This is a genomic window from Streptococcus sp. HMSC072D03 (assembly GCF_001812855.1).
GTDB lineage: Bacteria > Bacillota > Bacilli > Lactobacillales > Streptococcaceae > Streptococcus > Streptococcus salivarius_D.
The window spans coordinates 223,245-249,556 of sequence record NZ_KV810649.1 but is presented as its reverse complement, the minus strand read 5'-3'; the positions used below and the strand labels follow the sequence as shown (position 1 = coordinate 249,556).

At 39.3% G+C, this 26,312-nt stretch carries 26 protein-coding genes; 2 read left to right on the top strand and 24 right to left on the bottom strand.

What is annotated here, in order from left to right; translation table 11 throughout:
* Positions 1-17: 17 nt before the first annotated feature.
* From whiA to HMPREF2877_RS05045, 16 genes are all read right to left on the bottom strand, one after another.
* Positions 18-929 carry a DNA-binding protein WhiA gene (gene whiA, locus HMPREF2877_RS05120; protein ID WP_070578974.1) on the bottom strand — a complete coding sequence of 304 codons (912 nt, stop codon included), beginning with the start codon at positions 927-929 and terminating at the stop codon, positions 18-20.
* Entirely contained in the window at positions 926-1,900 is a 975-nt protein-coding gene (locus tag HMPREF2877_RS05115; protein ID WP_014633047.1) for a YvcK family protein, read from the bottom strand. Before HMPREF2877_RS05115 ends, whiA begins: the two co-directional genes overlap by 4 nt.
* Positions 1,897-2,787 (bottom strand): RNase adapter RapZ, encoded by an 891-nt coding sequence (rapZ, locus tag HMPREF2877_RS05110; protein WP_013990486.1) that lies wholly within the window; start codon positions 2,785-2,787, stop codon positions 1,897-1,899. Before rapZ ends, HMPREF2877_RS05115 begins: the two co-directional genes overlap by 4 nt.
* Positions 2,768-3,538: a DUF1003 domain-containing protein gene (locus tag HMPREF2877_RS05105; RefSeq protein ID WP_013990485.1), complete on the bottom strand. Its 771-nt coding sequence runs from the start codon at positions 3,536-3,538 to the stop codon at positions 2,768-2,770. The genes rapZ and HMPREF2877_RS05105 overlap by 20 nt, the downstream gene beginning before the upstream one ends.
* Positions 3,539-3,664: 126 nt before the next feature.
* Complete coding sequence (locus tag HMPREF2877_RS05100) at positions 3,665-5,692, bottom strand: CAP domain-containing protein (RefSeq protein WP_070578971.1); 2,028 nt, start codon at positions 5,690-5,692, stop codon at positions 3,665-3,667.
* A gap of 257 nt (positions 5,693-5,949) precedes the next feature.
* On the bottom strand, positions 5,950-6,441 hold the full coding sequence (queF, locus tag HMPREF2877_RS05095) for a preQ(1) synthase (protein WP_004182410.1): 492 nt from the start codon (positions 6,439-6,441) through the stop codon (positions 5,950-5,952).
* A 122-nt stretch (positions 6,442-6,563) separates the two neighbouring features.
* The gene (queE, locus tag HMPREF2877_RS05090; protein ID WP_004182409.1) at positions 6,564-7,280 is read right to left on the bottom strand and encodes a 7-carboxy-7-deazaguanine synthase QueE; all 717 of its coding nucleotides are present in this window, start codon (positions 7,278-7,280) and stop codon (positions 6,564-6,566) included.
* Entirely contained in the window at positions 7,273-7,716 is a 444-nt protein-coding gene (gene queD / locus HMPREF2877_RS05085) for a 6-carboxytetrahydropterin synthase QueD (protein ID WP_004182408.1), read from the bottom strand. Before queD ends, queE begins: the two co-directional genes overlap by 8 nt.
* Positions 7,716-8,369 carry a 7-cyano-7-deazaguanine synthase QueC gene (gene queC, locus HMPREF2877_RS05080; protein WP_004182407.1) on the bottom strand — a complete coding sequence of 218 codons (654 nt, stop codon included), beginning with the start codon at positions 8,367-8,369 and terminating at the stop codon, positions 7,716-7,718. Before queC ends, queD begins: the two co-directional genes overlap by 1 nt.
* A gap of 174 nt (positions 8,370-8,543) precedes the next feature.
* Entirely contained in the window at positions 8,544-8,924 is a 381-nt protein-coding gene (locus HMPREF2877_RS05075) for a RidA family protein (protein ID WP_002891112.1), read from the bottom strand.
* Between the two features lie 352 nt (positions 8,925-9,276).
* Positions 9,277-10,476 carry an MFS transporter gene (locus HMPREF2877_RS05070; RefSeq protein ID WP_013990481.1) on the bottom strand — a complete coding sequence of 400 codons (1,200 nt, stop codon included), beginning with the start codon at positions 10,474-10,476 and terminating at the stop codon, positions 9,277-9,279.
* A gap of 109 nt (positions 10,477-10,585) precedes the next feature.
* Entirely contained in the window at positions 10,586-10,993 is a 408-nt protein-coding gene (locus HMPREF2877_RS05065) for a hypothetical protein (RefSeq protein ID WP_070578968.1), read from the bottom strand.
* Positions 10,994-11,019: 26 nt separating this feature from the next.
* Positions 11,020-12,366 (bottom strand): asparagine--tRNA ligase, encoded by a 1,347-nt coding sequence (asnS, locus tag HMPREF2877_RS05060; protein WP_002891115.1) that lies wholly within the window; start codon positions 12,364-12,366, stop codon positions 11,020-11,022.
* Positions 12,367-12,402: 36 nt separating this feature from the next.
* The gene (locus HMPREF2877_RS05055) at positions 12,403-13,584 is read right to left on the bottom strand and encodes a pyridoxal phosphate-dependent aminotransferase (RefSeq protein ID WP_070578965.1); all 1,182 of its coding nucleotides are present in this window, start codon (positions 13,582-13,584) and stop codon (positions 12,403-12,405) included.
* Between the two features lie 4 nt (positions 13,585-13,588).
* A complete protein-coding gene (locus HMPREF2877_RS05050) occupies positions 13,589-14,071 on the bottom strand; it encodes a cell wall elongation regulator TseB-like domain-containing protein (RefSeq protein ID WP_004182029.1) in 483 nt (160 codons plus the stop codon).
* Between the two features lie 157 nt (positions 14,072-14,228).
* Entirely contained in the window at positions 14,229-16,715 is a 2,487-nt protein-coding gene (locus tag HMPREF2877_RS05045) for a bifunctional DnaQ family exonuclease/ATP-dependent helicase (RefSeq protein WP_038676166.1), read from the bottom strand.
* Between the two features lie 95 nt (positions 16,716-16,810).
* Here HMPREF2877_RS05045 and HMPREF2877_RS05040 point away from each other — a divergent pair, with 95 nt between their 5' ends.
* Positions 16,811-17,446: an MBL fold metallo-hydrolase gene (locus HMPREF2877_RS05040; RefSeq protein WP_022496688.1), complete on the top strand. Its 636-nt coding sequence runs from the start codon at positions 16,811-16,813 to the stop codon at positions 17,444-17,446.
* Positions 17,447-17,538: 92 nt separating this feature from the next.
* Here the strand turns inward: HMPREF2877_RS05040 and HMPREF2877_RS05035 are convergent, their stop codons facing one another.
* The 8 genes from HMPREF2877_RS05035 to HMPREF2877_RS05000 all read right to left on the bottom strand — a co-directional run bounded on the left by HMPREF2877_RS05035 (position 17,539) and on the right by HMPREF2877_RS05000 (position 25,271).
* On the bottom strand, positions 17,539-18,495 hold the full coding sequence (locus HMPREF2877_RS05035; protein ID WP_037600844.1) for an ABC transporter permease: 957 nt from the start codon (positions 18,493-18,495) through the stop codon (positions 17,539-17,541).
* Between the two features lies 1 nt (position 18,496).
* A complete protein-coding gene (locus HMPREF2877_RS05030) occupies positions 18,497-19,564 on the bottom strand; it encodes an ABC transporter permease (protein ID WP_070578962.1) in 1,068 nt (355 codons plus the stop codon).
* Positions 19,557-21,095 carry an ABC transporter ATP-binding protein gene (locus HMPREF2877_RS05025; protein WP_022496690.1) on the bottom strand — a complete coding sequence of 513 codons (1,539 nt, stop codon included), beginning with the start codon at positions 21,093-21,095 and terminating at the stop codon, positions 19,557-19,559. The genes HMPREF2877_RS05030 and HMPREF2877_RS05025 overlap by 8 nt, the downstream gene beginning before the upstream one ends.
* 98 nt (positions 21,096-21,193) lie before the next feature.
* Positions 21,194-22,258 carry a BMP family lipoprotein gene (locus HMPREF2877_RS05020; protein WP_277619134.1) on the bottom strand — a complete coding sequence of 355 codons (1,065 nt, stop codon included), beginning with the start codon at positions 22,256-22,258 and terminating at the stop codon, positions 21,194-21,196.
* Between the two features lie 67 nt (positions 22,259-22,325).
* Positions 22,326-22,724, bottom strand: a complete 399-nt coding sequence (locus HMPREF2877_RS05015) for a cytidine deaminase (RefSeq protein ID WP_022496691.1) — start codon at positions 22,722-22,724, stop codon at positions 22,326-22,328.
* On the bottom strand, positions 22,711-23,373 hold the full coding sequence (gene deoC / locus HMPREF2877_RS05010; RefSeq protein ID WP_070578959.1) for a deoxyribose-phosphate aldolase: 663 nt from the start codon (positions 23,371-23,373) through the stop codon (positions 22,711-22,713). The genes HMPREF2877_RS05015 and deoC overlap by 14 nt, the downstream gene beginning before the upstream one ends.
* Positions 23,374-23,406: 33 nt before the next feature.
* Positions 23,407-24,684 (bottom strand): pyrimidine-nucleoside phosphorylase, encoded by a 1,278-nt coding sequence (locus tag HMPREF2877_RS05005; RefSeq protein WP_014634600.1) that lies wholly within the window; start codon positions 24,682-24,684, stop codon positions 23,407-23,409.
* Positions 24,681-25,271, bottom strand: a complete 591-nt coding sequence (locus HMPREF2877_RS05000; protein ID WP_014633038.1) for a class I SAM-dependent methyltransferase — start codon at positions 25,269-25,271, stop codon at positions 24,681-24,683. Before HMPREF2877_RS05000 ends, HMPREF2877_RS05005 begins: the two co-directional genes overlap by 4 nt.
* Positions 25,272-25,383: 112 nt before the next feature.
* Between HMPREF2877_RS05000 and coaA the strand changes: the two genes are divergently transcribed.
* Positions 25,384-26,304, top strand: coding sequence for a type I pantothenate kinase (gene coaA / locus HMPREF2877_RS04995; protein WP_038676170.1), 921 nt, complete (start codon positions 25,384-25,386; stop codon positions 26,302-26,304).
* The last annotated feature ends 8 nt before the right edge of the window (positions 26,305-26,312 follow it).

Sequence of the window (26,312 nt, the reverse complement as noted above, 5' to 3'; positions counted from 1 at the left end):
AAAAGCTTCCTTTCTACTTACAAATCGTCCGCAATCTTATTGATTTTCCTGAGACGATGGTTGACACCACTCTTGGTCAGTGGAGGTTCTATACTATCTGCGATCTGCTGGATAGAGTAATCTGGGTTGGCAATACGGAGTTGGGCAATTTGGCGCAGCTCCACCGGTAAAATCTCCAAGCCAACCGTATCCATAATCTTGATAATATTATTAATTGTTTTCATGCTAGCACTAATCGTTCTAGCAATATTGGCTGTTTCCGCATTATTGGCACGATTCAGATCATTTCTGGTTTCTCGCATAATTTTGATCTCTTCGAAGGTATCCTTAGAGTTCATTGCACCGATAACAAGGAGAAAATCCATAATGTCCTCAGCTTTTTGAAGATAGGTCACAAAACCGTTTTTATGACTCAAAACCTTGGCATCGAGCATAAATTTTTTCATGAGAGAAGCTAAATCCTCTGCGTGGTCTTGGTAAACGGAAAAAATTTCTAATTGATAACGTCCCTTTTCAGGATCACGTACCGTTCCGGTAGCCAAAAAAGCGCCTCGTAAATACGATCTTCCAGCTTCGTCATCTTCCATTACTGATGTTTCAATACCTGTTTCAAAGCCAAAGAAAGAATCCGCCAATTGTAAATCGGACAAAATATCATTGACATGGTCAGCTACAAAAACCGTGTAAACACGATTTTTCTTGAGATTGGTCTTGTTGTGATGTCTCAATTCAGGATTACTCTGATAACGACTTTCCATTAATTGGTAGATATGTCTTGCAATCTTTGCATTTTCTGTTGAGATGGAAAGAGTCAAGCCTTGATTAGTCAATCCAACCGAACCAGACATCTTAATCAATGCTGACAATTCAGCCTTGTCTTTGCTTGAAGCAGCAATTATCTCTTCCTTAACCTTAATCGTGAAACTCATGACTTGTTCCTCACTAGATGCATGAGCTCATCCACTACCAAGTCACCATGGTGGAAGGCACCACCATTTTCAAGTCGCAGAAAATTAGAAGACACAACTGTTTTTGCTTCACGACGTAAGCCCTCAAAATCATGCTCAACCTGAACAAGGTATTCATCAAATTTATTACTAGCCATGTATTCTTTAGGCACTTTCTTGATGTTAACTAAGACATTGTCAATCACATCAGAGCCAAGATGACGATTAAGCACAGCCACATGGTCGGCATCTGAGAATTGTTCAGTTTCTCCGTACTGAGTCATAATATTACAAATGTAGGTGACATCAGCCTTGGTCTCGATAAGAGCCTGACGAATCTCTGGTATAACTAGGTTGGGCAAAATCGATGTATAAAGAGATCCAGGACCTAAAACAATCATATCACTATTCATAATAGCATCAACAACCTTACGACTGGCCTTAGGCTCTTCATCATTATAGGTATTGGTCACATAAACGCGTTCAATCATGCCATCGTACTGGGCAATACTACTCTCACCTGCTACTTCATGGCCATCTTGAAAAACGGCATGAAGCGTCAAGGCTGTCTCACTAGCAGGATAAATTTTTCCTGTAACGTGGAAAAACTTCGTCAGAAGCTGCATGGCATTATAGGTAGAGCCCTGCATCTCTGAAATCCCAGCGATGATTAGGTTTCCGAGTGGATGACCAGCCAAAGCACCATCGGTTTTATCAAAACGATATTGGAAAACTCTTTCATAAAGTTTAGGCATATCACTCATAGCTACCAAAACATTACGCAAATCCCCTGGAGGTGTCAGTTGCATGATATCACGCAAATCTCCTGAAGAACCTCCATCATCAGCTACAGTTACCACAGCAGTGATATCAACATCCTTATGACGCAAACTACGAAGAATGACTGGGATACCAGTTCCCCCACCTATTACTGTAATTCTTGGATTTCTCATGAACGATTCACTGTCTCCTTACGTCGATCCTTATCACGATGTGTTTCATTGACTGTCCAATCATTTTTTAAATCTTGGGCCAGACGATGTGCAAAAGCTACACTACGGTGCTGACCACCTGTACACCCAACAGCAATAGTGAGAACAGACTTACCTTCTTTTTTGTAGCCAGGCAAGATTGGTTTAATAAGCTGTGTCAAATGATTGTAAAACTCTTCTGATTCCTTATGGTTCATGACATAATCAAAAACCTCTTTATCCAAACCTGTGAGGTTACGAAGTGCAGGATCATAATAAGGATTTGGCAAGAAACGAACATCAAAAACCAAATCTGCATCCAATGGCAATCCATATTTAAAACCAAAACTCACAACTTCAATACGGAAAGAAGATTGGTCTTGTTCAGATGAGAACTGTTCAGAAATAGCCTTACGCAGCTGGCGTGGAGTTAATTCTGTCGTATCAACCACGTTCTGACTCAAACTCTTAAGCGGTGACAAAAGCTCACGCTCTAGCTTGATGCCATCCAAAACACGGCCATCTGCTGCCAGTGGGTGACTACGACGTGTCTCTTTATAACGAGAAACCAATTCACCATCCGTGGCATCCAAGAATAGAATCTTGAAATTAAGTTCCTCATTGCTTTCCAATTTATCCAGAATATCGTTGATCTCATCGAAGAACAAGCGACTGCGCATATCAATGACAAGAGCAATCTTATCTGTCTCTTCACTATGTTTTACCAATTCGATAACCTTAGGTACCAAAGAAGGTGGCATATTATCAATGGTGAAGTATCCAATATCCTCAAAGGATTGAATGGCCACAGTCTTACCTGCACCACTCATCCCTGTTACAACAACTAAATTAATTTTTTTCGTTCCCATGAGACTCCCTTTCTAGTCTTTCTTCTTTCAAGGCACGAATATCGTCTGACATCTTCTCAACTTGTTGGCTAACCCCCATAATCATTTCTGTCTGCAATTTTTGAATTGTCAGAAGATCTGATTGGTCTTGTTGAACCAAGTGGTCAATTTTTTCATGCAGAAGTCGAATTTCTTCCTTAGACTGGGTATTGACGTGATAGTCGTTACGCGCTTGTAAACGGTCATAATCCGATGCTCGATTCTGACTCATCATGATCAATGGTGCCTGAACGGCCGCTAAAGTGGACAAGGCCAGATTCAACAGAATAAATGGATACTTATCAAAGGCAATCCCAAAAGGTTGAACAACATTAAGCCCCATCCAAATAGCCATAAAAGCAACGAATGACAAGATAAAAGTCCAAGATCCACCAAATCGGGCCACTTCATCCGCTACTTTTTGACCAAAAGTGATCCTACTATCCAATTGTTCTTGGATGTCTTGATCCTCGTACAATAAACTCTTGGTCACATCGTGAACGGTTTCCCGAACATGTTCGTTTTTCTCATTAGCATTAGCAATAACTTCATCAAGAAAAACTAACCTATAATCCAAAAGACTGATATTACTAATAAAATCATGTCCTCTTAAATCAGGGTAATCTTTTTTCAAAAGTATTTGCAAACGACTATTTAGACGTTCGAAATAGGAGCCATCGGTTTCATCGAACCACTCTTTAGAGATATAATCCTGAACTCTCTTAACCTGCATATTTTCGCCTTCTTTCTAGGCTCTATTATACCATATTGAAAGCTTAAACGTTCAATAGATAAAGGAAAAGAGTCCAAGACTAACCTCAGACTCCTCCATTATTGGGACAATTAATTTAAACTCTTCTTATTGGTAATTTAAAGTCCAGTAGTAAGTACCGTCACCAGCGACAACACAAGCTACTGCTGCTTGAGTAGCATCTGGACTCATGAGAAGTTCACGAATACCACTACTCAACCATTTATTGGCTACAACTGAACCATCAGATTCACGACGGTAAACAATACCATCACTGTTGTAAGTGTGTGAAATATCTTTGGCATGTGGAAGGGTTGTGCTATTGTAAAGATCATCAGACCATGTAAGTGCTGGCAAACCAGCAGCTGTACGTTGAGCATTGATTTCATTAAAGGCAGCCTTAGCTGAGTCAACTTCAACATAATCAGAGTTTTCAGTTGGTTCTACATGATAAACAAATTTAACATAACCAAATTCAACATCACTATATTTTTTGTCGTCAACACCACTCTTGAGATTAGCTGTAATAACATAGTCACGTGCCCAAGCACTGCCCTTAGAAGCGTTGAAGTTGTCAACATCTTCAATTTCCCAAGTTACATTACAATCCCAGCCAGCATTATCTAAGAATTTTGGAGCAAAATTCTTAATAACATAATCTTTGAATTCATCCACATTTTGGAATGGAAGAGCTTCACCAGCTTTACCAGTACCAACTACATTTTCAGAATACAACTTAACACTTGATGCATTGTCATCGTACATGTATTCGTCGTTTCCTGCTGGTTTATGGAAATCTGGATCAAGCTCAGGGTCATCATTGGCAGTACCATTGTAGAGTTTCCACTTACCATCAACCCATTTGTAGTAACCATCGATACCACGCGCATTATCTTCATCTGTCAATGCCACACGGTAGTAATAGGTACCGTTGTCATCTACAAATCGTGGATCTGAATACATGCGATAATCTGTTGGTGGCAATGTTGGTTTTGGCAACTTATCATAGTCAATGTTTGTTTCAGGCGCATACGGTGGTTTTTCAAGTTCAGGAGCTTCAGAACTTGTTTCTGATGTTGAACCTGTCTCAGAAGTAGCAACTGAGTCTGAGGTGATTACTGAAGTTGAATTACCTGTTGAAGCAGCATCTGAAGTTGTGGCAGAGGTTGAATCTACAGTTGACGCTACTTCTGAACTTGCTGATGAAGTTGAGTCAACAGTTGATACTGCTTCTGAACTTGCAGACGAAGTTGAATCTACAGTTGAGGCTACTTCTGAACTTGCTGATGAAGTTGAATCTACAGTTGAAGCTACTTCTGAGCTTGCTGATGACGTTGAATCTACAGTTGAAGCTACTTCTGAACTTGCAGACGATGTTGAATCTACGGTTGATGGTGCTTCTGAAGTTGCTGATGACGTTGAATCTACGGTTGATGGCGCTTCTGAAGTTGCAGATGACGTTGAATCTACGGTTGATGGTGCTTCTGAAGTTGCTGATGACGTTGAATCTACAGTTGAAGTTGTTGGAGCTTCAGAATCTGTGCTTGAAGCCTTAACAAGTACCCACTTACCATTTGAATAATAGTAATAATCGCCATTATCTTTCAAATAATAGTGAGTACCATTTTCATAACGGTAGTGAGGGTCATTTCTCAAAACCTCATAACCTGTCGTTGGTGTATTGTTAGAACCACTATTGTTGTTATTATAGTCACCACCACGAACCCAACGACCGTTATAGTTAACATAGTAGCTACCATCACTCAAGATGTAGTACAAATAGCCATTGCTATAGCGATAAGTACCTGATTCATTGTAGTTGTTGTAACCAGGATTATAGTTGTTATAGCCATAATTATAGTTATAGTTATAGCCATAGTTATAATTTGGATAGTAATTATTGTAACCGTAGTTATAGCCATAATTGTAATTATAGCCTGGGTAATAGCCATTATATCCGTAGTTATAACCATAGTTTGGATAATAGTTGTTATACCATGGATTATAAGAATAGTTATTATAGTAACCTCGGCCATAATAACTATCGGCCTGTGCATGATTGTTGCCAACTACCGTTGGTGCTAAAATAGCTGCCCCTAGGACAGCACATGAAAATAATCGTAAACTCTTTCTCATTGTCTTTTCCCCTTTTAAAAAAATATACCTTTTATAAGCAATCGCTTACATTTCCATTTACACTTTAATTGTAAGAAATAAAACTTCTATTGTCAAATTATTTTAATAATAGAAGTTTCTCAGACTAAACCAATAGAAGACTAACAAAGACCTAACTTTCTTTGTGAAAAACGGTTAGGCGGACCTCTTTTAGGGCTTAAAGGCAAGTGTTTAAACAAAAAAAGCCCTCTATTTGTATAAGGACTTTTAGCGTAACATTAACGATTATCAATATTTTCTGGGTAAAGATCGTGATTAAAGAGACGTTGCTCTGCCATCTTCTCATACTTCGTTTCAGGACGACCGTAATTATAATAAGGGTCAATCGAAATACCACCACGAGGTGTAAATTTACCCCAAACTTCCAAGTAACGGGGGTTCAAAAGCTCCACCAAATCTTTACCAATGGTATTAATACAGTTTTCATGGAAGTCTCCGTGATTACGATAACTAAAGAGGTAAAGCTTTAGAGATTTAGACTCAACGCAGAGCAGGTCTGGAATATAAGAAATATAAATACTGGCAAAATCAGGTTGCCCAGTAATAGGACAAAGTGACGTAAATTCTGGACAGTTGAATTTGATAAAGTAATCATTATCAGTATGACGATTATCAAAAGACTCTAAGACTTGTGGAGAGTATTCAAAAATATAAGGTGTCTCCTTATTACCAAGGAGAGTGAGGTTTTTCATTTCTTCTTGTTGTGACATTTTTCTTCCTTTATTGTTAATTTTTCTAGACCTTTATATGGTCAATTTTTAATCTAAATTTCTAATGTTAATCATTAAAAAAGTAAAAAAACTATCAATTCTAAGTTTATAGAATGTGAAGATTAGACTCCGCGCTCATTATCATAGAGCAGAGTATGAAGCTGAGGGAGAACACGCACATTGCCCCACGAGTCGTCAGCGGCTACTGTCTCCCAAAGCTCTTTGAGGCGATCTAATTGATGTTGGACAATATTACCTTCTGCTTTCGGTTCAGGATTACCAGCCGAAAGAAACATGACATCTGGCTGATAACGTTCTTGAATCATTTTAGCAAAGGCTAAATCATCATCGTCGAAAACAGGAACCTTAAAGGTAACTTTATCAGGATCAAGTTGTGAAACAATAAAGTCAAGGGTTTCCATATTGACTTCCATCTTGGATGATGGTGGTTTAGGACTTAAGGTTACTTGATCAATATCCTTTAACCACTCCTGCCAGCGAGAACCCTGTGTCTCAACGGCCAAAGTTACTCCTCTAGCCTTGAGTTTTGAAACGAGTTCAGCCATATTTGCCGCTAAAAGAGCTGGGTTCCCTCCAGACAGAGTAACATAGTCATAAGTTCCTAGCGCATCCAAAGCCTCAATAACTTCATCAGCTGTCATACGAGTTGGTTTCTCTGAACCATCCCAAGTGAAGGCAGAATCACACCAATCACAATGGTAATCACATCCTGCTGTCCTTACAAACATGGTCTTTTGGCCGATTGCTCGACCTTCTCCTTGAAAGGTCGGTCCAAAAATTTCAAGCACTGGTAGTTTGAGTACACGTTCTCTAGTCATCCAACCACTCCCGTCTAAACTCTGCAAAGGCTGTTGGTGTTTCATAAAGACGCACATATTCCAAACGAAGTCCTCTCTCCTCAGGCAGATGTTGACTCGTCATCTGGAAAATCCAGAAAACCATATTTTCCGCAGTTGTGTTCATATAAGGCAAAGTCTCATTGAGATAACGGTGATCTAACTGAGGTTCCAAATGGTCCTTATAAATGCGCTTAAGGTCACCAAAATCATAGGTCATGCCACGTTCATCCAAGTAACCACTAACTGCAATCTGAAGATGATAGGTATGACCATGAAGTGATTTGCATTTGCCTTCATAATTAAAGAGATGGTGAGCAGCATCAAAAGTAAACTCTTTAGAAACCATTGTACGGTGAGGATTGTAAACCAAAGACTCACCTGTTTCTTTTTTGATTTCTTTCGGTGCAAAGAACATTAAGCTTCTCCTCTTTCTGCTAGATATTTTTCAAGGCCTTTTTGACGCAAGTGACAGGCTGGGCATTCTCCACAACCAGTTCCAATAATACCGTTATAGCAAGTTAGCGTTTTTTCACGAACATAGTCAAAAGCTCCAAGTTGGTCAGCCAAAGCCCAAGTCTCAGCCTTATCTAACCACATGAGAGGGGTTTGGATAACGAAATCATAGGCCATGGCTAGATTAAGTGTGACATTAAGCGATTTGACAAAAACATCACGACAGTCTGGATAACCAGAAAAGTCTGTCTCACAAACACCCGTAACAATATCAGTAATACCACGTTGCTTAGCTAGAACAGCTGCAAAAGAAAGGAAAAGATGATTACGCCCGTCCACAAAGGTATTAGGAACTTCACCTTCTTCTGCCTCAATCTCAATATCAGATGTTAAGGCATTTTCAGTGATTTGACCAAGCAAAGACATGTCCAAAACATGGTGTTTAAGCCCTTGTTCTTGCGCAATCTCTTTAGCTACTTCAATTTCCAGGCTATGACGTTGGCCATATGCAAAAGTAACTAATTCAACTGTTTCATAATGTTTTAGAGCCCAAAATAGGCAAGTAGTAGAATCTTGACCGCCACTAAAGACGACCAAAGCTGATTGACGTTTCATAATATTCCTCTTTATTCGTGATGTCTGAGACACATAAAAAGGCCCCTTGGGGGAGCCAAAAAAACGCCAGTAATGGTTTTTTTTAGCGATGGTGTCTCCCAAACATCGAAAATGATTTATCTTTAATAGTCTAACATAGTTGAGAAAAAAAGAAAAGAGCCAAGGCTCTCTTCATTAATCAATCTCAGCGATAACTTCGATTTCAATTTTAACATCTTTAGGCAAACGTGCCACTTCTACCGCAGAACGTGCAGGGAAATCAGATGTAAAGGCAGTTGCATACACTTCGTTAAATGGAACGAAATCGTTAATGTCACTTAGGAAGCAAGTTGTTTTAACAACGTGATCAAAGTCTGTACCTGCTTCTGCCAAAATAGCACCAACATTTTTAAGAACTTGTTCTGTCTGTTCTTGAATTGTTTCACCAATGATTTCACCTGTTTCTGGTGACAATGGTACTTGACCAGAAGCAAACAAAAGGTTGCCTACGATTTTACCTTGAACATAAGGTCCGATTGCTGCTGGTGCTTTATCAGTATGAATAGTTTTTGCCATGATAGTTCTCCTTTGACTAATATGTTGCTATTATAACAAAATATTCTGAAAATTGAAACATATAATTCCAAAAAGAAAAGAATCAGCGCTAGGCTAATCCTTCTCCTACTATTTCAGATACTTTTTAACATAGCTATAGTAGTCTGGTTTTTCTTTTTTATTAAGTGCAAAGAGCATTTGGCCTAAAGATTTCACACGACTCGATTCTTATTGTAAAGGATGTGCCTACTTTACCACAATTTATCAGATAAAAAAACTCTCCCTGCACAGCAGAGAGAGTTCGTTCGGATTTTGTTAAGCAAGATGCTATTATCCAATTTAAACTTATGTAGACTAATAAAAGTCTGGAATATTAATCCATCTTTGTCCCTTTATTTATTATCTTGCCCATTTTCCACAATCCAATCAGTAAGAGAGGGAAAGAGAATAGCGTTACAAGGCCCAGGATGATAAAGACTACTACAAATCCATAACTATCGATGAACCAACCCGTCAGTGGGAAGATGACAATCATGGATAGACTAAACATCATCGAATTGATGCTCAGCATGGTTGCCCGTACACTGGATGGTAAATAGCCTTGTAAATCATTGTAGTAAATGGGTTGATAAACCGCATAAAGTGCATTGGTCAAGAGATAAACACTTAGATAGGCGAATGGAGTTCTCAACCATACCAACAGCAAGGCCAACCCTGTCAGCGCAACCAGAATTGGAAAGACTTGATTGCTATTCCATTTTTTCCCGATTTGACTAGCTAGATAAACAGCTAGAAGATTTAAGAGACTACCAACAAGCATGATGAGCGATACTTGCCAACTGGCTAGGTCACTGATTTTCTGTTGGTAGTAAAAATAAAACATACACATGATGGTTCCTAGCAGTTGATAGGTGAGCATCCAGTAAAATAAGACCGGTTTCTCCTGCCATTCTTGTTTCACCACCACCAATATCCGTTTTAAGGTTAAGCGATCTCTTTCATCACTCTTAGTTTCTGGCTCCTTCATCAGAAAAATCAAGAGAATGGAAACTAATGAAAGGCCAATCGCAATATGATAGGTCCAGGCCAAGGCTCCGTGAACAAAGAAACCAGCAACAACTGTACCTAGAGTTCGGGTGACTTCTGCCACACCAGACAAAAAGCTAGAAATCTGAAGATAGCGGTCCTTTTGACCTGCTTCAACTGCTGAATCATATAAGAAAGCCGTACTGCTCCCCGAGTCAAAATTGTAAGACCAAGCATTGACCATCATGGCAATCGCATAGATCCAAAAATTTCCCTGACCAAGTAAGATCAAGACAGAGGATCCAATACTGGCCAAGCGAGCCAAATAGAGATTGGTCTTGTAGCTAAACCGATCGGCCAACATACCTGATGGAATCTCACACAAGAGACTTGTCCCATGAAAGATACTTTCTAGTAAACCGATTTGAAGTAAGGAAAGACCATTCTGAATGAAAAATAAAATCCAAAAACTGGTGATTCCAAAATAAGATGTGAATTCCAGTCCTGCTAGAAGTGGAATATTGCCTTTGTAAGTTCTTTTAAACATCGTTTTCTCACTTTCAATATGTAATTTGATTGTTTCTAAAAGACTTACTTAGAGTTGCCTACATTTTCCTCACCTCCTTAATTTAAAGTAAAAACGCCAGTTGGCGTTTTTATTTCATATACTTTTTAACATAGCTATAATAGTCTGGTTTGTCTTTTTTATTAAGTGCAAAGAGCATTTGACCCTTAATGGGTTCTTTCTCATCATTTGGTTGTAGAAAAAGAGCAACCTCTTTGGATTTAGTTGGGAAAAATAATGTATAAGACGTTTCTTTTCCCTGATCTTTTACTTTTAGCGAATAATAGGTAAAGTCATCTTTAGACTTGGGACCATCCACTGTATAGTTATAATCCTGCTCACCAATCTTGACCTTATCTTTCTTGAAGACAATCGTATAATCCTTCTTTAAGGCATCTTGTGCCTGCCATTCACCCTCTAGTGAGGGAGCAGACTTGCTGCAAGCTACCATTGAAACCATACAAAGCAAGACCAACAGACCAAGTAACCATCTTTTCATACTTTTGCACTCCTAAAGAATTTTTCTTATGGTTTGATACGGTGCAACATACGTGGGAATGGAATAGCTTCACGGATGTGTTTTGTTCCAGCTACGAAAGTAACCATACGTTCAATACCGATACCAAAACCACCGTGTGGTACTGAACCATATTTACGAAGGTCAAGGTAGAATTCGTATTCTGAACGATCCATTCCGAGTTCATCCATTTTAGCTACAAGAGCATCGTAGTCATCTTCACGCATTGAACCACCGATGATTTCACCATAACCTTCTGGAGCCAAAAGGTCTGCACAAAGAACGCGCTCAGGATTACCAGGAACTGGTTTCATGTAGAAGGCCTTGAAGCTTGCTGGATAATTAACAACGAATGTTGGAACACCAAAATAGTTTGAAATCCAAGTTTCGTGTGGTGAACCAAAGTCATCTCCATGTTCGAGGTGCTCGTAATCAGTATCTTCATCATTTTCATGTGCTTGAAGAAGATCGATAGCTTCATCATATGACACGCGCTTGAATGGCTCAGCAATGTATTTCTTAAGAAGATCTACATCACGTTCAAGGATTTCAAGAGCTTGTGGCGCACGATCAATAACACCTTGAATAAGAGCTTTAACATAAGCTTCTTGCAAATCAAGTGACTCATCATGTGACAAGAATGAATACTCAGCATCCATCATCCAGAACTCAGTCAAGTGACGACGAGTTTTAGATTTTTCGGCACGGAAAACAGGACCAAAGTCAAAGACACGACCAAGAGCCATGGCACCAGCTTCAAGGTAAAGCTGGCCAGATTGGCTTAGGTAAGCAGGTGTACCAAAGTAATCCGTTTCAAACAATTCTGTTGAATCTTCAGCTGCATTTCCTGACAAAATTGGACTATCAAATTTGATGAAACCATTTTTATCAAAGAATTCGTAAGTTGCGTAAATAATCGCATTACGAATTTGTTGGACAGCCATTTGTTTACGTGAACGCAACCAAAGGTGACGATTATCCATCAAGAAGTCAGTTCCGTGTTCTTTTGGTGTGATTGGATAATCATGTGATTCACCGATGACTTCTACTGCTGTCACATCCAACTCGTAACCAAATTTTGAACGTTCGTCTTCTTTGACCACACCAGTCACATAAACTGATGTTTCTTGGCTAAGGCGTTTAACAGTATCAAATTTTTCAGTACCTTCTTCTTCACCGTATTTTTCGATGAAGTTAGGTTTGAAAGCTACCGCTTGGAAGAAGGCAGTTCCATCACGCAATTGAAGAAAGGCCAATTTCCCTTTACCTGATTTGTTAGCTACCCATGCACCGATAGTGATTTCTTCGCCCACGTGTTTAGGCACATCAATAATTGAAACTAATTGTTTAGACATGTAATTACTTCTCTTTTCTTTTGATCTATATTAATTCTATTTTTCCATAAAGGCTTTGATTCGGCGGACTGCTTCTTTCAAAGTATCCAAGTCTGTTGCATAGCTAAGTCGAATATTTTCAGGCGCGCCGAATCCTGCACCTGTTACCAAAGCGACTTCAGCCTCCTCAAGAATAGCGTTTGTAAAATCATTAACATTTGTGTAGCCTTTGATTTCCATCGCTTTTTTAACATTAGGGAAGAGGTAAAAGGCACCTTGAGGTTTGATGACTTCAAAGCTAGGCACTTCAGCTAGGAGTGGATAAATCGTATTCAAACGTTCCTCAAAGGCCTGACGCATTTCTTCGATAGAAGATTGATCACCTGTTAAGGCTTCAATAGCAGCATATTGAGAAACTGCTGTAAGATTTGATGTCGTTTGACTGATAATCTTAGCCATACCTGAAATAATTTCTGGATCTCCGACAGCAAAACCAACACGCCAACCTGTCATAGCATAGGTCTTGGAAACACCATTAATCACAATTGTTTGCTTACGAATGGCATCTGAAAGACTTGAAATTGGAGTAAAGGTATTGCCATTATAGACCAAACGGCCATAGATATCATCTGCTAAAATCAAAATATCGTGCTCAACCGCCCAGTCACCGATTGCTTGCAATTCTTCCTTGCTGTAAATCATTCCTGTTGGATTTGATGGAGAATTAAGCAAGACAACTTTAGTTTTTTCAGTGCGAGCAGCTTCAAGTTGTTCAACTGTTGCTTTAAAGTGATTAGCTTCAGTCGTTTGGAAAGTGACTGGAACACCCTCAACCATTTTAACTTGGTCTACATACGAAACCCAGCAGGGTGTTGGAATAATGACTTCATCACCAGGATTGATGACCGTAGCAAAGAAAGCATATAAGATAAACTTCGCACCAGTGCCGACAACAACCTCATTTGGTTTTACAGCATAGCCATAGAAGTTTTCCATGTAAGTGCTAATCGCATCCTTAAGTTCTGGAAGTCCAGAAGCTACGGTATAGAAACTTGCCTTACCATTTTCAATAGAGGCAATGGCAGCATCTTGAATGTTCTTAGGTGTTACAAAATCTGGTTCACCAAGTGTCAAACTCAAGATATCACGTCCTTGAGCTTTAAGAGCTTTAGCACGCGCACTGGCAGCTAAAGTAACACTTTCTTCCATTTGTAATACACGATTTGATAATTTTGTCATTTCATTATAGTCCTTCCACTTTAATAACCTGACCTGAGATAAAATCAACCAGATAATACTGGGTTCCTGACTTCACTTCCCAAATAGGAGTTTTGCCATACTTTCCTAGGTGGACATAGGATATATCCTTAGCACCATAGGCTTTAGCAGCTTTCTTAGCCACTGACTTACTAATACCATCCGATTGCTTGTAGATATCAACCTCACCTGAATCATGACTCACGATAACAGCCAGTTTCTCACCTTGACCAGACTTTCCAAGAAGTCCGTAATAGGTAGCCTCACCATGGTAGATATCAAATTCAGTAACAGTCTTAATATCTGCTTTGCTCTCTGCTATGGCAATAACCTTCTTTTCAGCGTCTACGTAAGGCTTAGTCGCTACAATAAGAATAGCAGTCAAAGAGGCAATTAAGGTCACAACGATTACAATTATTCCAAAAATGAACTGTTGCTTTTTGGTCCAGGGTGAACGTTGTTTACGCATAATGCCTCCTAAAAAAGTTTCTGAATTTATTATATCAGAAAATGATAAATCTTTACATAGCAATATAGCTAGTATTGAGCAATTAAGTCTATCTTTTTTATAAGTCAGTAAAATTTATAAAACCTAAGTAATCTTAGAAAAGGTTGGTTTTAAAAAGTTAACTTTCTTGTTCTAAGAAATCCTGAATATCCTCTTTGACTTCCTCGAACTTAGCGGGCTTAAGCGCAACTTCTTGTGTCACTTCTTTTAGAAATAGTTTTCCATAACTCTTAACGAGCGGGCGATTATCCATAAGAAGAATAGCCGAGCGCTGTTCTGGACGTCTTTGAGCACGTCCAATAGCTTGTTTAAAACGTAAAACCGTCATGGGAAGACTGTAACTATCAAAGGTGCTCTTTCCTTGCTTAGAAAACCAAGATTCAATCTTTTGATAGAATGGATCCTTAGGATTGTCAAACGGCAGACGTGCAATAACCTCAATTACCCTATCTTGTTGGGCAAAGTCAACACCTTCCCAGAACGACCCCATACCAAGAAGGAGATTGGTCTCACCTCTATCAAAACGTTTTTTGACATTAAAAGCAGTCCCATTTTTCTCTTGAGTTAGGTGACGAACTTCCCTATGATCCAATAAATCTGAAACAGCCATCATACTCTTTCGAGACGTGAATAGTACTAAAATTGGATATTCCATTTCAGATAGCTTCTGGAGACGTTTTGCAAGAGCAACTTCATACTCTTCCTCAGAAGAAACACCAATCATAGGCATACTTTGATCAATCCAAATAGCTTGATTGGGTAAAGTGTCCATTGGGAGGCTAACCTTGCGTACCTGATCTAAGCCCAACAAATCAGCCACATCTACATCAGGTCCCACATCAATAGTTGCTGAAACAATTATCACTTTTTGGGCACTTGGTAGATAAGCAGAAAGCTCTAAGAGCTCTTTGCGTGACGCCTTTAAATAAGTCACACGATGTTCTTGATAATAATCTGTTTCAAGCCAGAAATGGCTGTAAAGCGGTGTCTTCAGTGGAGACAACATCTCCATAAAATCACTTTCACCTTCCAGTTCAGAAATGGTTTGTAGCAAACGATCTAATTGCTGGCGATTATACTGCTTCTGAGGAAATTGTTGATGTTCTTGGATTAGATGGCTAACTTCAAACTGCAGATTTTCGAGCAATCGTTGTTGAAGCAAGCTTTGACTACCACTATCAAGAATTCGATGAATATGTTGCAACAGGACAGTAAGATTGACTTGATGACGTGAAAATTGTTCCAAAGCCAGAACCATCTTTTGCCCCTCATCAATCACAAGAGTTTTTCCTCGAACAAAATCATGATCATCTTCCATACGCGTCAACAGATAAGCATGGTTGGTCACAACTACCCTAGCTTCCTGGGCTTTTTGGTAGGACTGTTGCCAAAAATCATATTCAGCAAAAAGACTATCAGCTTTTAACTTACCATCGTGCTTAATCTCATCAAAATAAGCCATATAGCGCTGTTTTTGTCTGATTTCGTCAAGATCCCCTGTCTCTGTTTCAGTCAACCACACCAAAAGTTGCATTTTGTAACGATTAATCAAACGGTTACTATCCTGACGAAGTAAGGTTTGGTAGAAGGCATCTAACTTGATATAATTCTGAGGTCCTTTGAGACTATGGAAGTTAATATTAAAGACATCCGATAAGGCTGTAGCTTCCTGATTCATAATCTGATTTTGAAGGAGCTTGGTCGGAACAGCCACTACCACTTTATCTACATCAGATTGCGCCAACAAAGGAAGCAAATAGCCATAAGTTTTTCCGATTCCAGTCTGCGCCTGAATCATGGAAATATCAGTATTATCAAGCTCCCTTCTTACTGCCTCAGCAAACTCTTTTTGTTTAGGCCTTGATTCCAAATCTAAGAGTGCAATATTGGTATCAAAATCTTGAGACAGTTTTCGTTCAGACTTATAAGTCAAAGGTCTACGAAGAACAATTCCAGATTCTTCAAGCATGACATATTCTTTTGAAAGGCCTAAATTTTGACCTCTTATAGCATCACGAATAACCAACTCAGTCTCAAAAAGAAGATTATCTGAAAAGGTCAAAAGCATCTCAATGGTCTGTCTAGGTAAGCTGGCAATCTTATCCATCAAATGAAATAAAAGCTGTCCGGTCGCTCTCGCATCTTCAATAGCGGTATGGGCCTGAGCTAGGTCAAGATTAAGAACCTTGGATAAATGGGAGAGTTTATATTGTTCCAGTGTCGGATAAAAGACCTGAGCCAATTCGACAGTATCCACACGAGGAGTCCTTAGTTCGAAGCCCTCCATGAAAAGTGCCTCTGCAAGCAAATTGGCATCAAATTTAACATTATGGGCAACAAAAATACAGTCCTCAATCAGTTCAAAAATGGTTCTAGCAATTTCTGAGAAATCTGGGGCTTGAGCCAACTGCTGATCAGTAATCCCTGTTAAATGAATAATGTGATCATCTAGTTCTTGGTGTGGGTTAACATCACTCGCAAATTCGTCAAACACCTGACCATTTTGCATGATGACAATTCCCACCTGTATAATACTAGCCGTTGACGAAGCGGAGGTCGCTTCCAAGTCAACAATAGCATATTTATTCGTGTTTTTTTCACTCATAGTGACCTTATTATAGCATATCCAAAGCCCCAAAAAAAGACAAAGCCATCATTCTGATATTGGAAAAAGCCTGAAATTCGTGCTACACTAGAGCTATGAAAATAAGACGAATTTTAAATCCTGTTGCCCAGGAAAACACCTATATTTTAGAAAACGATACAGCCTGTCTAGTCATTGATCCAGGAAGTGATACTTCTGCTATCTTAGCTGAGCTTAAAGCAAGTGATAAACCTGTTGCTGCTATCCTCTTGACACATACACACTACGATCACATTATGAGTGTTGAGGCAGTCCGTCAAGCTTATAATTACCCTCCTGTTTATGTTGCAGAGGCTGAAAAAGACTGGTTGATGAATCCTATTGATAATTTATCGGGACTTCCACGTCATGACGATATGGAAGACGTTATTGTCAATCCAGCAGAATACTACTTCGATTTCACTCAGGACTATAACATCGAGGATTTCCAGTTTAAAGTTGTTCCAACCCCAGGACATTCTATCGGGGGCATTTCTTTAATTTTCGATGAAGAAGAAATCGTCTTTTCTGGTGATGCCCTCTTTAAAGAAACAATTGGACGCTGGGACCTCCCAACAGGAAACCACGATCAGTTACTCACTAGTATTCGAGAGCAACTCTTCACCCTTCCTAACCACTACAAGGTATTCCCCGGACACGGTTGGGACACTACTATAGGCCACGAAAAAAACTTTAACCCACATTTTTCATAAGAATAAAAGCTCAGCAAACTATAAAGCTGGGCTTTTTACATGCATAAAAAAGAAGGTCTAAAGACCTTCTTACTTGAAATACTAGATTGTATTTATTTAGATTTGATATAGTTAACACCATCAGCTTTTGGTGCTACTGCTTTACCAAAGAATGCAGCCAAGACAATAATTGTCAAGACATATGGTGCAATTTGCAAGTAGACGTTTGGTACATGTGAAATAAGCGGAAGTTGTTTCCCGATAATTGCCAATGATTGTGACAAACCGAAGAATAAACTTGAGAGCATAGCTCCAACTGGATTCCAACGACCAAAAATCATAGCAGCCAAGGCGATGAAACCAGGACCTGCAATCGTCGTAATAGCAAAGTTGTTAGAGATGGATTGAGCATAAACTGCACCACCAACACCACCAAGGAATCCTGAAATCATGACACCATAGTAGCGCATACGGTAAACATTAATACCAAGTGTATCCGCTGCCTGTGGGTGCTCACCTACTGAGCGAAGACGCAAACCAAAGCGAGTCTTGAAGATAACCCACCAAGACACAACTGAAACCAAAATCGCTACATATGCAATCAAGGAAACGTTCGTAAAGAAGACTTTACCCAAGACTGGAATGTGGCTCAAAATTGGAAATGATACAGTTTTAAAGTTATGGCTAATAGCTGGTGTTTGGCCGGCACCAAAGATAACACGTGTCAGAAAGACTGCTAAAGATGGAGCAATCAAGTTCAATACCGTACCAGAGACAACATGATCCGCACGGAAATTAATGGTCGCAACCGCGTGGAGCAATGAGTAAACAAGACCAATAAGACCTGCTACAATTGCGGCAATCCAAGGAGTTGCATCACCAAAACTATCTGCAAAATTCAAGTTAAAGAGAACACCTGCGAAGGCTCCAATAACCATGATTCCCTCAAGACCGACATTTACGATACCGCCTCGTTCAGAGAAAGTACCACCGATACTTGTGAAAATCAATGGTGCTGAGTATTTCAGCATAGAGGCAACAATCAAGGCTAAAATTGTAATGAAGTCCATATTAGTTTTGTCCTCCTTTAGCTTTCACTGACTTTTGACGAGGGCGAACCCAATATCTAATAATATAGTTAGCACCGACAAAGAAGATAATCAAAGCAGATACAACGTCGATAACTTCAGGAGGCACACCAATCATACCACTCTTACCTACAGACAAGACACCATAAAGAAGGGCAGCAAACGGAATACCAATAGGTGAATTAGTAGCCAAAAGAGCAACCGCCATACCGTTCCAACCAATTGCCAATGAAGAGTTTTGAACAAAGGCATTTTGGAAGGTACCAAGTCCTTCTACTGTTCCTCCAAGTCCACAAAGGGCACCTGAAATAATCATAGACATGATAATAACACGTTTTGATGACATCCCTGCATATTCAGATGCATGAGGGTTAAGACCTACAGATGTAATTTCAAAACCAGTTGTTGTTTTCTTGAGCATGAACCAAACAAGGAAAACTGCTGCAAGAGCAAGGAAGAAACCAATATTAAAACGTGAGCCACCGGTTAGAGAGGATAAGAATTCTGTTTGATAGCTTGCAGAGGCTGCGACCTTATTAGATGCTTCTGATGAACGTAACATGTCGGCTGTAAAACCAAATCGAACAATATTGTTTGCTACATACAAAATGATGTAGTTCATCATGATGGTAACAATGACCTCACTAGTTCCCAAGTAAGCACGAAGAATACCCGGAATTGCACCAGCGATACCACCAGCTACTAGACCGATGATTACTGTACAGAAAACTGAAACTACTTTTGGTAATTCTGGAAATGATAATGCAAACCATACAGCCAAAGTCCAACCTGCTAAAGCCTGACCAGGCAAACCAACGTTAAAGAAACCAGCTTTAGATGCTACAGAAAATCCGAGTGCGATAAGAATCAAGGGACTCATGGCACGAAGAATTTCACCAATATTTTTCAAAGAACCGAAGGCTGTACTGAAGAGATCATAGTAAGCCCAGAATGGATCGTAACCAAAGATTAACATCAATACAGCCCCGATCAACATTCCCAAGAGGACAGCAATCAAAGGAACTGCCCAATTTTGTGTTTTCTTAGACATTTGCTTCCTCCTTATTCAATTGTCCACCAGCCATTAGGATACCAAGATCTTGCTTATTCGTTTCAGCAGGATCTAGGATACCTTGAATTGCACCATCGTAGATAACTGCAATTCTGTCTGACATATCAAGAATTTCATCCAATTCAAAGCTGACTACAATAACAGCCTTACCTTTATCACGCTCAGCGATAATACGTTTACGAATGTATTCAATGGCACCTACGTCAAGACCACGAGTTGGTTGACTGACAATAAGAAGCTCTGGGTCACGGTCAATTTCACGGGCGATAACAGCTTTTTGTTGGTTACCACCAGACAAGTCACCACCAGCAATCAACTCTCCAGCACCACGAACGTCAAATTCTTCCATCAATTCTCGAGCTTTAGCATTGATAACATTATAGTTCAAGATACCATTTTTCGAATTTGGCTCCTTGTAGTAGGTTTGAAGGGCAATATTTTCAGCTACTGTCATTTCAAGAACCATACCGTCACGGTGACGGTCTTCAGGAATATGACCAACACTCATCTCTGTAATCTGACGAGTTGTCTTATGAATAATAGATTCACCCTTGATAGTAATGTCACCAGACTTAACTTTACGTAGTCCAGTAATCGCTTGAACAAGCTCTGTTTGACCGTTACCATCAATACCGGCAATACCGATGATTTCACCCGCACGAACATCTAAAGATAAGTTCTTAACGGCAGGAACACCACGGTTCTCATTAACCACCAAATCTTTAATAGAAAGAACAACTTCTTTTGGATTTGAAGGAATTTTTTCTGTTTTAAAGGAGACATGACGACCAACCATCATTTCGGCCAAGTCAGCATTTGTTGATCCTTCAATTGTCACTGTATCAATTGATTTACCACGACGGATAACTGTGACACGGTCAGAAACCGCACGAATCTCATCCAATTTATGGGTGATAAGGATAATTGACTTGCCTTCTTTGACCAAGGTTTTCATGATGTTTAGAAGTTCAGTAATTTCAGACGGAGTCAATACCGCAGTCGGTTCATCGAAAATCAAAATATCAGCACCACGATACAGAGTCTTAAGGATTTCAACACGCTGTTGAGCACCAACAGAAATATCTGCCACCTTAGCTGTTGGATCTACCGCAAGACCATATCTTTCAGAGAGCTCAGTAATTTCCTTAATAGCCTTCTTCATATCAAGGACACCACCAGCTTTGGTTACCTCACTACCCAGGATGATATTCTCAGCAACTGTAAAAGCTTCAACCAACATAAAGTGTTGGTGAACCATCCCAATCCCCAATTTCGTTGCTTTCGAAGGTGAATCAATCGTCACCTCTTGTCCATTAACCTTAATAATCCCGCTTGTTGGCTGTAAAAGACCTGCAAGCATGTTCATTAAGGTTGACTTACCAGCACCATTTTCACCGAGGAGGGCATGGATTTCTCCTGGTCTCACATCAAGATTGATATGATCATTTGCCACAAATTCACCAAATTTTTTGGTAATATCGTGCATCTCAATGATATTTGGCTTCGTCATACAATCTCCTTTCAAGAATTATTTTTATATCAGCAAAGGGAAATATAAACTGCTTCCCTTTGCTGAGACAAAAATTGTCCCAGTTTAGATATTATGGATTATTTGCTAAGACCATCAGTTGGTTTCAATTCACCATTCTTGATTTGTTCTTTAGCTTTTTCTACTGCATCCTTGATATCAGAAGGAAGCTTAGATGTTACGATGTCAACACCACCATCTTTGATACCATAAGTCTTAGTAGAACCACCTTCAAATTTATCGCCTTTAAGTTGTCCGTTAGCGATATCTTTAACAACTGTACCAACTTTTTTGATTGTTGAAGTCAAAACAAAGTTAGATTTTTTCTTGTCTGAAGATGTATAGTTACCTTCTGCATTTTGGTCACGGTCAACACCGATTACCCAAACTTTCTTATCGCTGTCAGCATCAAGTTTTTCGTTAACTTCTTTAGCTGCTGTGAAGACACCAGTACCAGTACCACCAGCTGCTTGATAGATTACGTCAACGCCTGAAGCGTACATAGTTGAAGCAATTGTTGTACCTTTAGCAGCGTCTGAGAATGATTCAGCATATTGAACTTGTACATCGATGTCTGGTTTTACAGATTTAGCACCTGCTGTGAAACCAGCTTCAAAACGTGTAATTGTATCTGATGTTTGACCACCAATGAAACCAACTTTATTTGTTTTTGATTGCATTGCTGCTGCGATACCTGCAAGGTAAGCACCTTCGTTATCAGCAAACAAAACGCTCTCAACATTCTTTTGGTCTTTGATGACATCATCAATGATTACGTAGTTAACATCTTCATGTTCCTTAGCAGCATCTGAAACAGCATCATGAAGGGCAAAACCAACACCAAAGATGAGGTTGTAACCTTGGCTTTGAGCAGCTGACATATTGTTTGCAAAGTCAGACTCTGAGTTTGATTGGAAGTAAGTAAAGCCAGAATCTTTTTTAAGTTTGTTAGCTTTACCCCACTCTTGGAGTCCTTCCCATGCTGATTGGTTAAATGATTTATCATCTACCCCACCAGTATCTGTAACGATAGCAGCTTTAACTTTAGAATCAGCTGATGATCCACCGCGTCCGCCACGAGCACATGCTGCAAGACCAAGTGCTGCTACAGCAACAAGGCCAAGACCGATAATTTTCTTGTTCAATTTCATCTTGAACACTCCTCCTATAACTTGCAAGAAAACTTGCTTAATAAAGAATAAAACAACTAGACTATTGTAAGTCTGTAAAAGAGTATGGTAACAACTCTCCGACTGTCATCTCGACTGTCGATTTATCTTCAGCGATAAGAATCACTTTAGAATCGGATTTAAAAAATTCAACCATCACTTGGCGACATGCACCGCATGGTGATATAGGCTCTTTGGTATCACCGTAAACAGCGAGACACTCAAAATCACGGTGTCCTTCAGATACCGCTTTAAAAATAGCCGTTCTTTCTGCACAATTGGTCAATCCAAAAGAGGCATTTTCTATATTGCAGCCTTGAAAGATTTCTCCATTTTTTGTAATCAAAGCCGCACCAACTCTAAACTTAGAGTAGGGAACATAGGCATTTTCAGCTGCCTCTTGTGCTGCATTTATCACTTGCTCTTTTTCAATAACTGTCATGACTTTCTTGCCCTTTCATTATGGCCACTCCTGACGAAGTACCAATACGGGTTGCACCAGCTTTGATAAAGGCTTTAGCCGCCTCAAGTGTACGTGCTCCACCAGATGCCTTGACTCCCATAATAGGACCAACAGCTTCTCGCATAAGTTCAATATCTTCAATGGTAGCACCACCAGTAGAAAACCCTGTAGATGTCTTCACAAAATCTGCACCTGCCAGTTTTGCTAATTGGCAAGCTTCGACCTTTTCTTCATCAGTCAATAGACAAGTTTCAATAATAACCTTCACAAGTTTTCTTCCACTAGCTTCAACAACAGCTTTAATATCGTCTTCAACTAATTTAAGATTTCTAGATTTAAGAGCACCGATATTGATTACCATATCAATTTCATCCGCCCCATTGGCAATAGCATCCTTGGCTTCAAAAGCCTTAACTGCAGAAGTCGATGTTCCCAAAGGAAAACCGATAACCGTACAAACTTTAACAGAACTATCTTTTAGCAATTCAGCTGCCGTTTTGACCCAAGTTGGATTAACACAGACGCTGGCAAACTCATACTTCTTAGCCTCATCAATTAAGGAAAGAATCTGTTCTTTATTAGCATCAGCTTTTAGTAAGGTATGGTCAATATAGCTATTAACAGACATAAACAAACTCCTTGATTAGGATTAAATTAAGTGTTAGCGAATTATTTTTAATATTTCTGTCGTTTCTTTACATTCACTACCCATAATAACATTTTTTTCGAATTCAGTCAGCATTTTTTCAGATAAAATTTCTTGGCTATAGACCTTGGCAATAAGGTCTCCCTGAGTCACAGAATCGCCAACTTTCTTTTCAAATACAATTCCTGTTTCATAATTAAGACTATCTGACTTCGTAGCTCGACCTGCTCCTAATTGCATAGCAAATTTTCCAAATGCCATTGCAGGTAACTCTTTAATGTAACCTGTTTCATGAGCATGAATATCTGTCACGACAGGAGCACTGCTATGACGATAAAGATCAGTCAAATCACCACCTTGAGCTTGAATGAGTTCTTCAAACTTAGCAAGGGCTTTTCCACCCACTAAGTGCTGACGAATCTCTTCCTGACTAGCTTCAACCTGAGCCAAATCTAATAGAATCTCAGCCAACTCACAGATAAAGTCAGTGATATCTTCACGTCCCTTACCTTGCATAATTTCAATAGCCTCTGTGATTTCTAAACGGTTACCAATAGCCTTACCTAGTGGCTGGCTCATATCTGTAATAACTGCAATCGTTTCACGATTGACCTCATGACCTAGTGCAACCATGGTTTCAGACAACTTCTCAGCGTCAGACATATTTTTCATAAAAGCGCCTTGACCAACAGTAACATCCAGTAAAATCTTATCAGCGCCTGCTGCAATCTTTTTGGACATAACAGAGCTTGCGATTAGAGGAATGGAATCTACTGTTGCAGTGACATCACGCAAGGCATAAAGAAGTTTATCAGCCTTAACCAAATGCTCAGACTGACCAATAAGGGAAATCCCAATGTCTTTAACTTGCTGAATGAATTCTTTCTTACTACGCTCAACCTGATAGCCTTTGATAGACTCTAATTTGTCAATCGTTCCACCTGTGTGTCCGAGACCACGACCACTCATCTTAGCCACTGGAACACCAAAGCTAGCTACAAGCGGCATCAGAATGATGGTTACCTTATCACCAACACCTCCGGTCGAATGTTTATCTACCTTAACACCTGGAATTTCTGACAAATCATATTGTTCACCTGAAGCAACCATATCAGTGGTCAAATCATGGATTTCACGAATAGACATACCTTGATAATAAATCGCCATCGCCAAAGCAGCTATCTGATAGTCTGGTATTTCCCCAGACACATAGCCATTAATGAGATATGAAATTTCCTCTGTGCTTAACTCGCCACCATCTCTTTTCTTTTCAATTAAATCAACTGTTCTCATAATTTCTCACTTCTAAGGATATAATATCCTTTAGCCTTTTTAACGACTTCAGCATTACCAAACACATCCTCCATCTTAGCCTTAGCTGACGGAGCACCTTGTTTTTTCTGAATAACAATAGTTAGGTTACCACCTTGATTGAGATAATCATATGCCTCCTCGATAACTTGATGAACCACCTTCTTGCCCGCACGGATAGGTGGATTAGAAATAATATAGTCAAAACTTCCAGTGACATTTTCATAGATATTTGATTGGAAGATAGTAGCTTCAACCTTATTTCGTTGAGCATTTTGTCTAGCTAAATCAATCGCCCTACTATTGATGTCGATCATAGTGACTTTAACTCCTTGGACCTTGGCTAAACTGATACCGAGAGGACCATAGCCACAACCCACATCTAAAAGCGTTTTGCCAGCTTCCAAATCCAATGCACTCAAAAGCACTTGACTCCCAAAATCAATCATTTTTTTAGAGAAAACCCCAGCATCTGTATAAAACTGAAAACTTTCTCCTAATAAATTAACCTTTAAATCATGAATATCATGAGCCGCATCTGGCGTCTCAGCATAATACATTTTTGACATTATTTTTTCCTTCTAGATAGTACTTTTTCTTTATCGTATCATAAATAGCAAAGTAAGACTAGTGAAATGACAAGGCTTACATTCGACCTTTTTTTCTGCTATAATATTATTTATGCTAAATGAATTTATCAATTTCGAAACGATATCACGCAAGGAATGGCAACGCCTTCATAAAGAGGACAATGCCCCATTGACTGCAGAAGAACTGGATTCCATTCGAAGCCTTAATGATAAGATTGATGTGCAAGAAGTTAGTGACATTTATCTTCCCCTTATCAATCTCATTCGTATCTATCAGAAAACTGCCAACGATCTAACCTTTTCTAAGAGTATCTTTTTACAAAAATCACAGACTAACCGTCCATTTATTATTGGGGTATCTGGTTCAGTTGCTGTTGGCAAATCCACTACCAGTCGTTTGCTTCAACTCTTGTTGCAGCGTACCTTTCCCCAATCTAATGTTGAACTTGTGACAACTGATGGCTTTCTCTATCCTAACCAAACCTTGAAAGAAAAAGGCATCCTTAATCGTAAGGGCTTCCCTGAGTCCTACGATATGCCACTTCTTCTCAACTTTTTAGATACTATAAAAAATGGTGGTGATGTCAATATTCCTGTTTACTCTCATGAAATTTATGATATTGTACCAGGACTTACCCAAGAAATCAGACAGCCTAATTTTTTAATTGTCGAAGGGATTAATGTTTTCCAGAACCCTATTAACCAACGGCTCTACATGAGTGACTATTTCGATTTTTCTCTCTTCATTGACGCTGAAGTTAATAATATCGAATCCTGGTATCTCGAACGTTTTCAAACCCTTCTTGAGCTCGCCAAAAAAGATGAAAACAACTACTACCATCGTTTCACTAAATTTAGTAAGGATGAAGCTTTATCTTTAGCACAAAAAACCTGGCGTGATATCAATTTGGTTAACCTGGAAAATTATATCGAACCTACACGAAGTCGAGCTGAACTGATTCTTCACAAGGGAGACAATCATAAAATCGACTTCATCCACTTAAAAAAATAGAAAAAGCT

Coding starts and splice junctions, on each gene's coding strand:
- coaA (WP_038676170.1), top strand. CDS start 25,384: ATGCTAAATGAATTTATCAATTTCGAAACGATATCACGCAAGGAATGG.
- HMPREF2877_RS05065 (WP_070578968.1), bottom strand. CDS start 10,993: ATGAAAAGATGGTTACTTGGTCTGTTGGTCTTGCTTTGTATGGTTTCA.
- HMPREF2877_RS05030 (WP_070578962.1), bottom strand. CDS start 19,564: ATGTCTAAGAAAACACAAAATTGGGCAGTTCCTTTGATTGCTGTCCTC.
- queC (WP_004182407.1), bottom strand. CDS start 8,369: ATGAAACGTCAATCAGCTTTGGTCGTCTTTAGTGGCGGTCAAGATTCT.
- HMPREF2877_RS05050 (WP_004182029.1), bottom strand. CDS start 14,071: ATGCGTAAACAACGTTCACCCTGGACCAAAAAGCAACAGTTCATTTTT.
- queD (WP_004182408.1), bottom strand. CDS start 7,716: ATGTTCTTTGCACCGAAAGAAATCAAAAAAGAAACAGGTGAGTCTTTG.
- rapZ (WP_013990486.1), bottom strand. CDS start 2,787: ATGGGAACGAAAAAAATTAATTTAGTTGTTGTAACAGGGATGAGTGGT.
- HMPREF2877_RS05035 (WP_037600844.1), bottom strand. CDS start 18,495: ATGGACTTCATTACAATTTTAGCCTTGATTGTTGCCTCTATGCTGAAA.
- queF (WP_004182410.1), bottom strand. CDS start 6,441: ATGTCACAACAAGAAGAAATGAAAAACCTCACTCTCCTTGGTAATAAG.
- HMPREF2877_RS05115 (WP_014633047.1), bottom strand. CDS start 1,900: ATGAGAAATCCAAGAATTACAGTAATAGGTGGGGGAACTGGTATCCCA.
- asnS (WP_002891115.1), bottom strand. CDS start 12,366: ATGTCTAAACAATTAGTTTCAATTATTGATGTGCCTAAACACGTGGGC.
- deoC (WP_070578959.1), bottom strand. CDS start 23,373: ATGTCTGTTAATAGCTATATTGACCATACCTTACTAAAAGCTGATGCT.
- HMPREF2877_RS05045 (WP_038676166.1), bottom strand. CDS start 16,715: ATGAGTGAAAAAAACACGAATAAATATGCTATTGTTGACTTGGAAGCG.
- whiA (WP_070578974.1), bottom strand. CDS start 929: ATGAGTTTCACGATTAAGGTTAAGGAAGAGATAATTGCTGCTTCAAGC.
- HMPREF2877_RS05005 (WP_014634600.1), bottom strand. CDS start 24,684: ATGAGAACAGTTGATTTAATTGAAAAGAAAAGAGATGGTGGCGAGTTA.
- HMPREF2877_RS05100 (WP_070578971.1), bottom strand. CDS start 5,692: ATGAGAAAGAGTTTACGATTATTTTCATGTGCTGTCCTAGGGGCAGCT.
- HMPREF2877_RS05075 (WP_002891112.1), bottom strand. CDS start 8,924: ATGGCAAAAACTATTCATACTGATAAAGCACCAGCAGCAATCGGACCT.
- HMPREF2877_RS05105 (WP_013990485.1), bottom strand. CDS start 3,538: ATGCAGGTTAAGAGAGTTCAGGATTATATCTCTAAAGAGTGGTTCGAT.
- HMPREF2877_RS05015 (WP_022496691.1), bottom strand. CDS start 22,724: ATGACAGTTATTGAAAAAGAGCAAGTGATAAATGCAGCACAAGAGGCA.
- HMPREF2877_RS05000 (WP_014633038.1), bottom strand. CDS start 25,271: ATGTCAAAAATGTATTATGCTGAGACGCCAGATGCGGCTCATGATATT.
- queE (WP_004182409.1), bottom strand. CDS start 7,280: ATGACTAGAGAACGTGTACTCAAACTACCAGTGCTTGAAATTTTTGGA.
- HMPREF2877_RS05025 (WP_022496690.1), bottom strand. CDS start 21,095: ATGACGAAGCCAAATATCATTGAGATGCACGATATTACCAAAAAATTT.
- HMPREF2877_RS05055 (WP_070578965.1), bottom strand. CDS start 13,584: ATGACAAAATTATCAAATCGTGTATTACAAATGGAAGAAAGTGTTACT.
- HMPREF2877_RS05070 (WP_013990481.1), bottom strand. CDS start 10,476: ATGTTTAAAAGAACTTACAAAGGCAATATTCCACTTCTAGCAGGACTG.
- HMPREF2877_RS05040 (WP_022496688.1), top strand. CDS start 16,811: ATGAAAATAAGACGAATTTTAAATCCTGTTGCCCAGGAAAACACCTAT.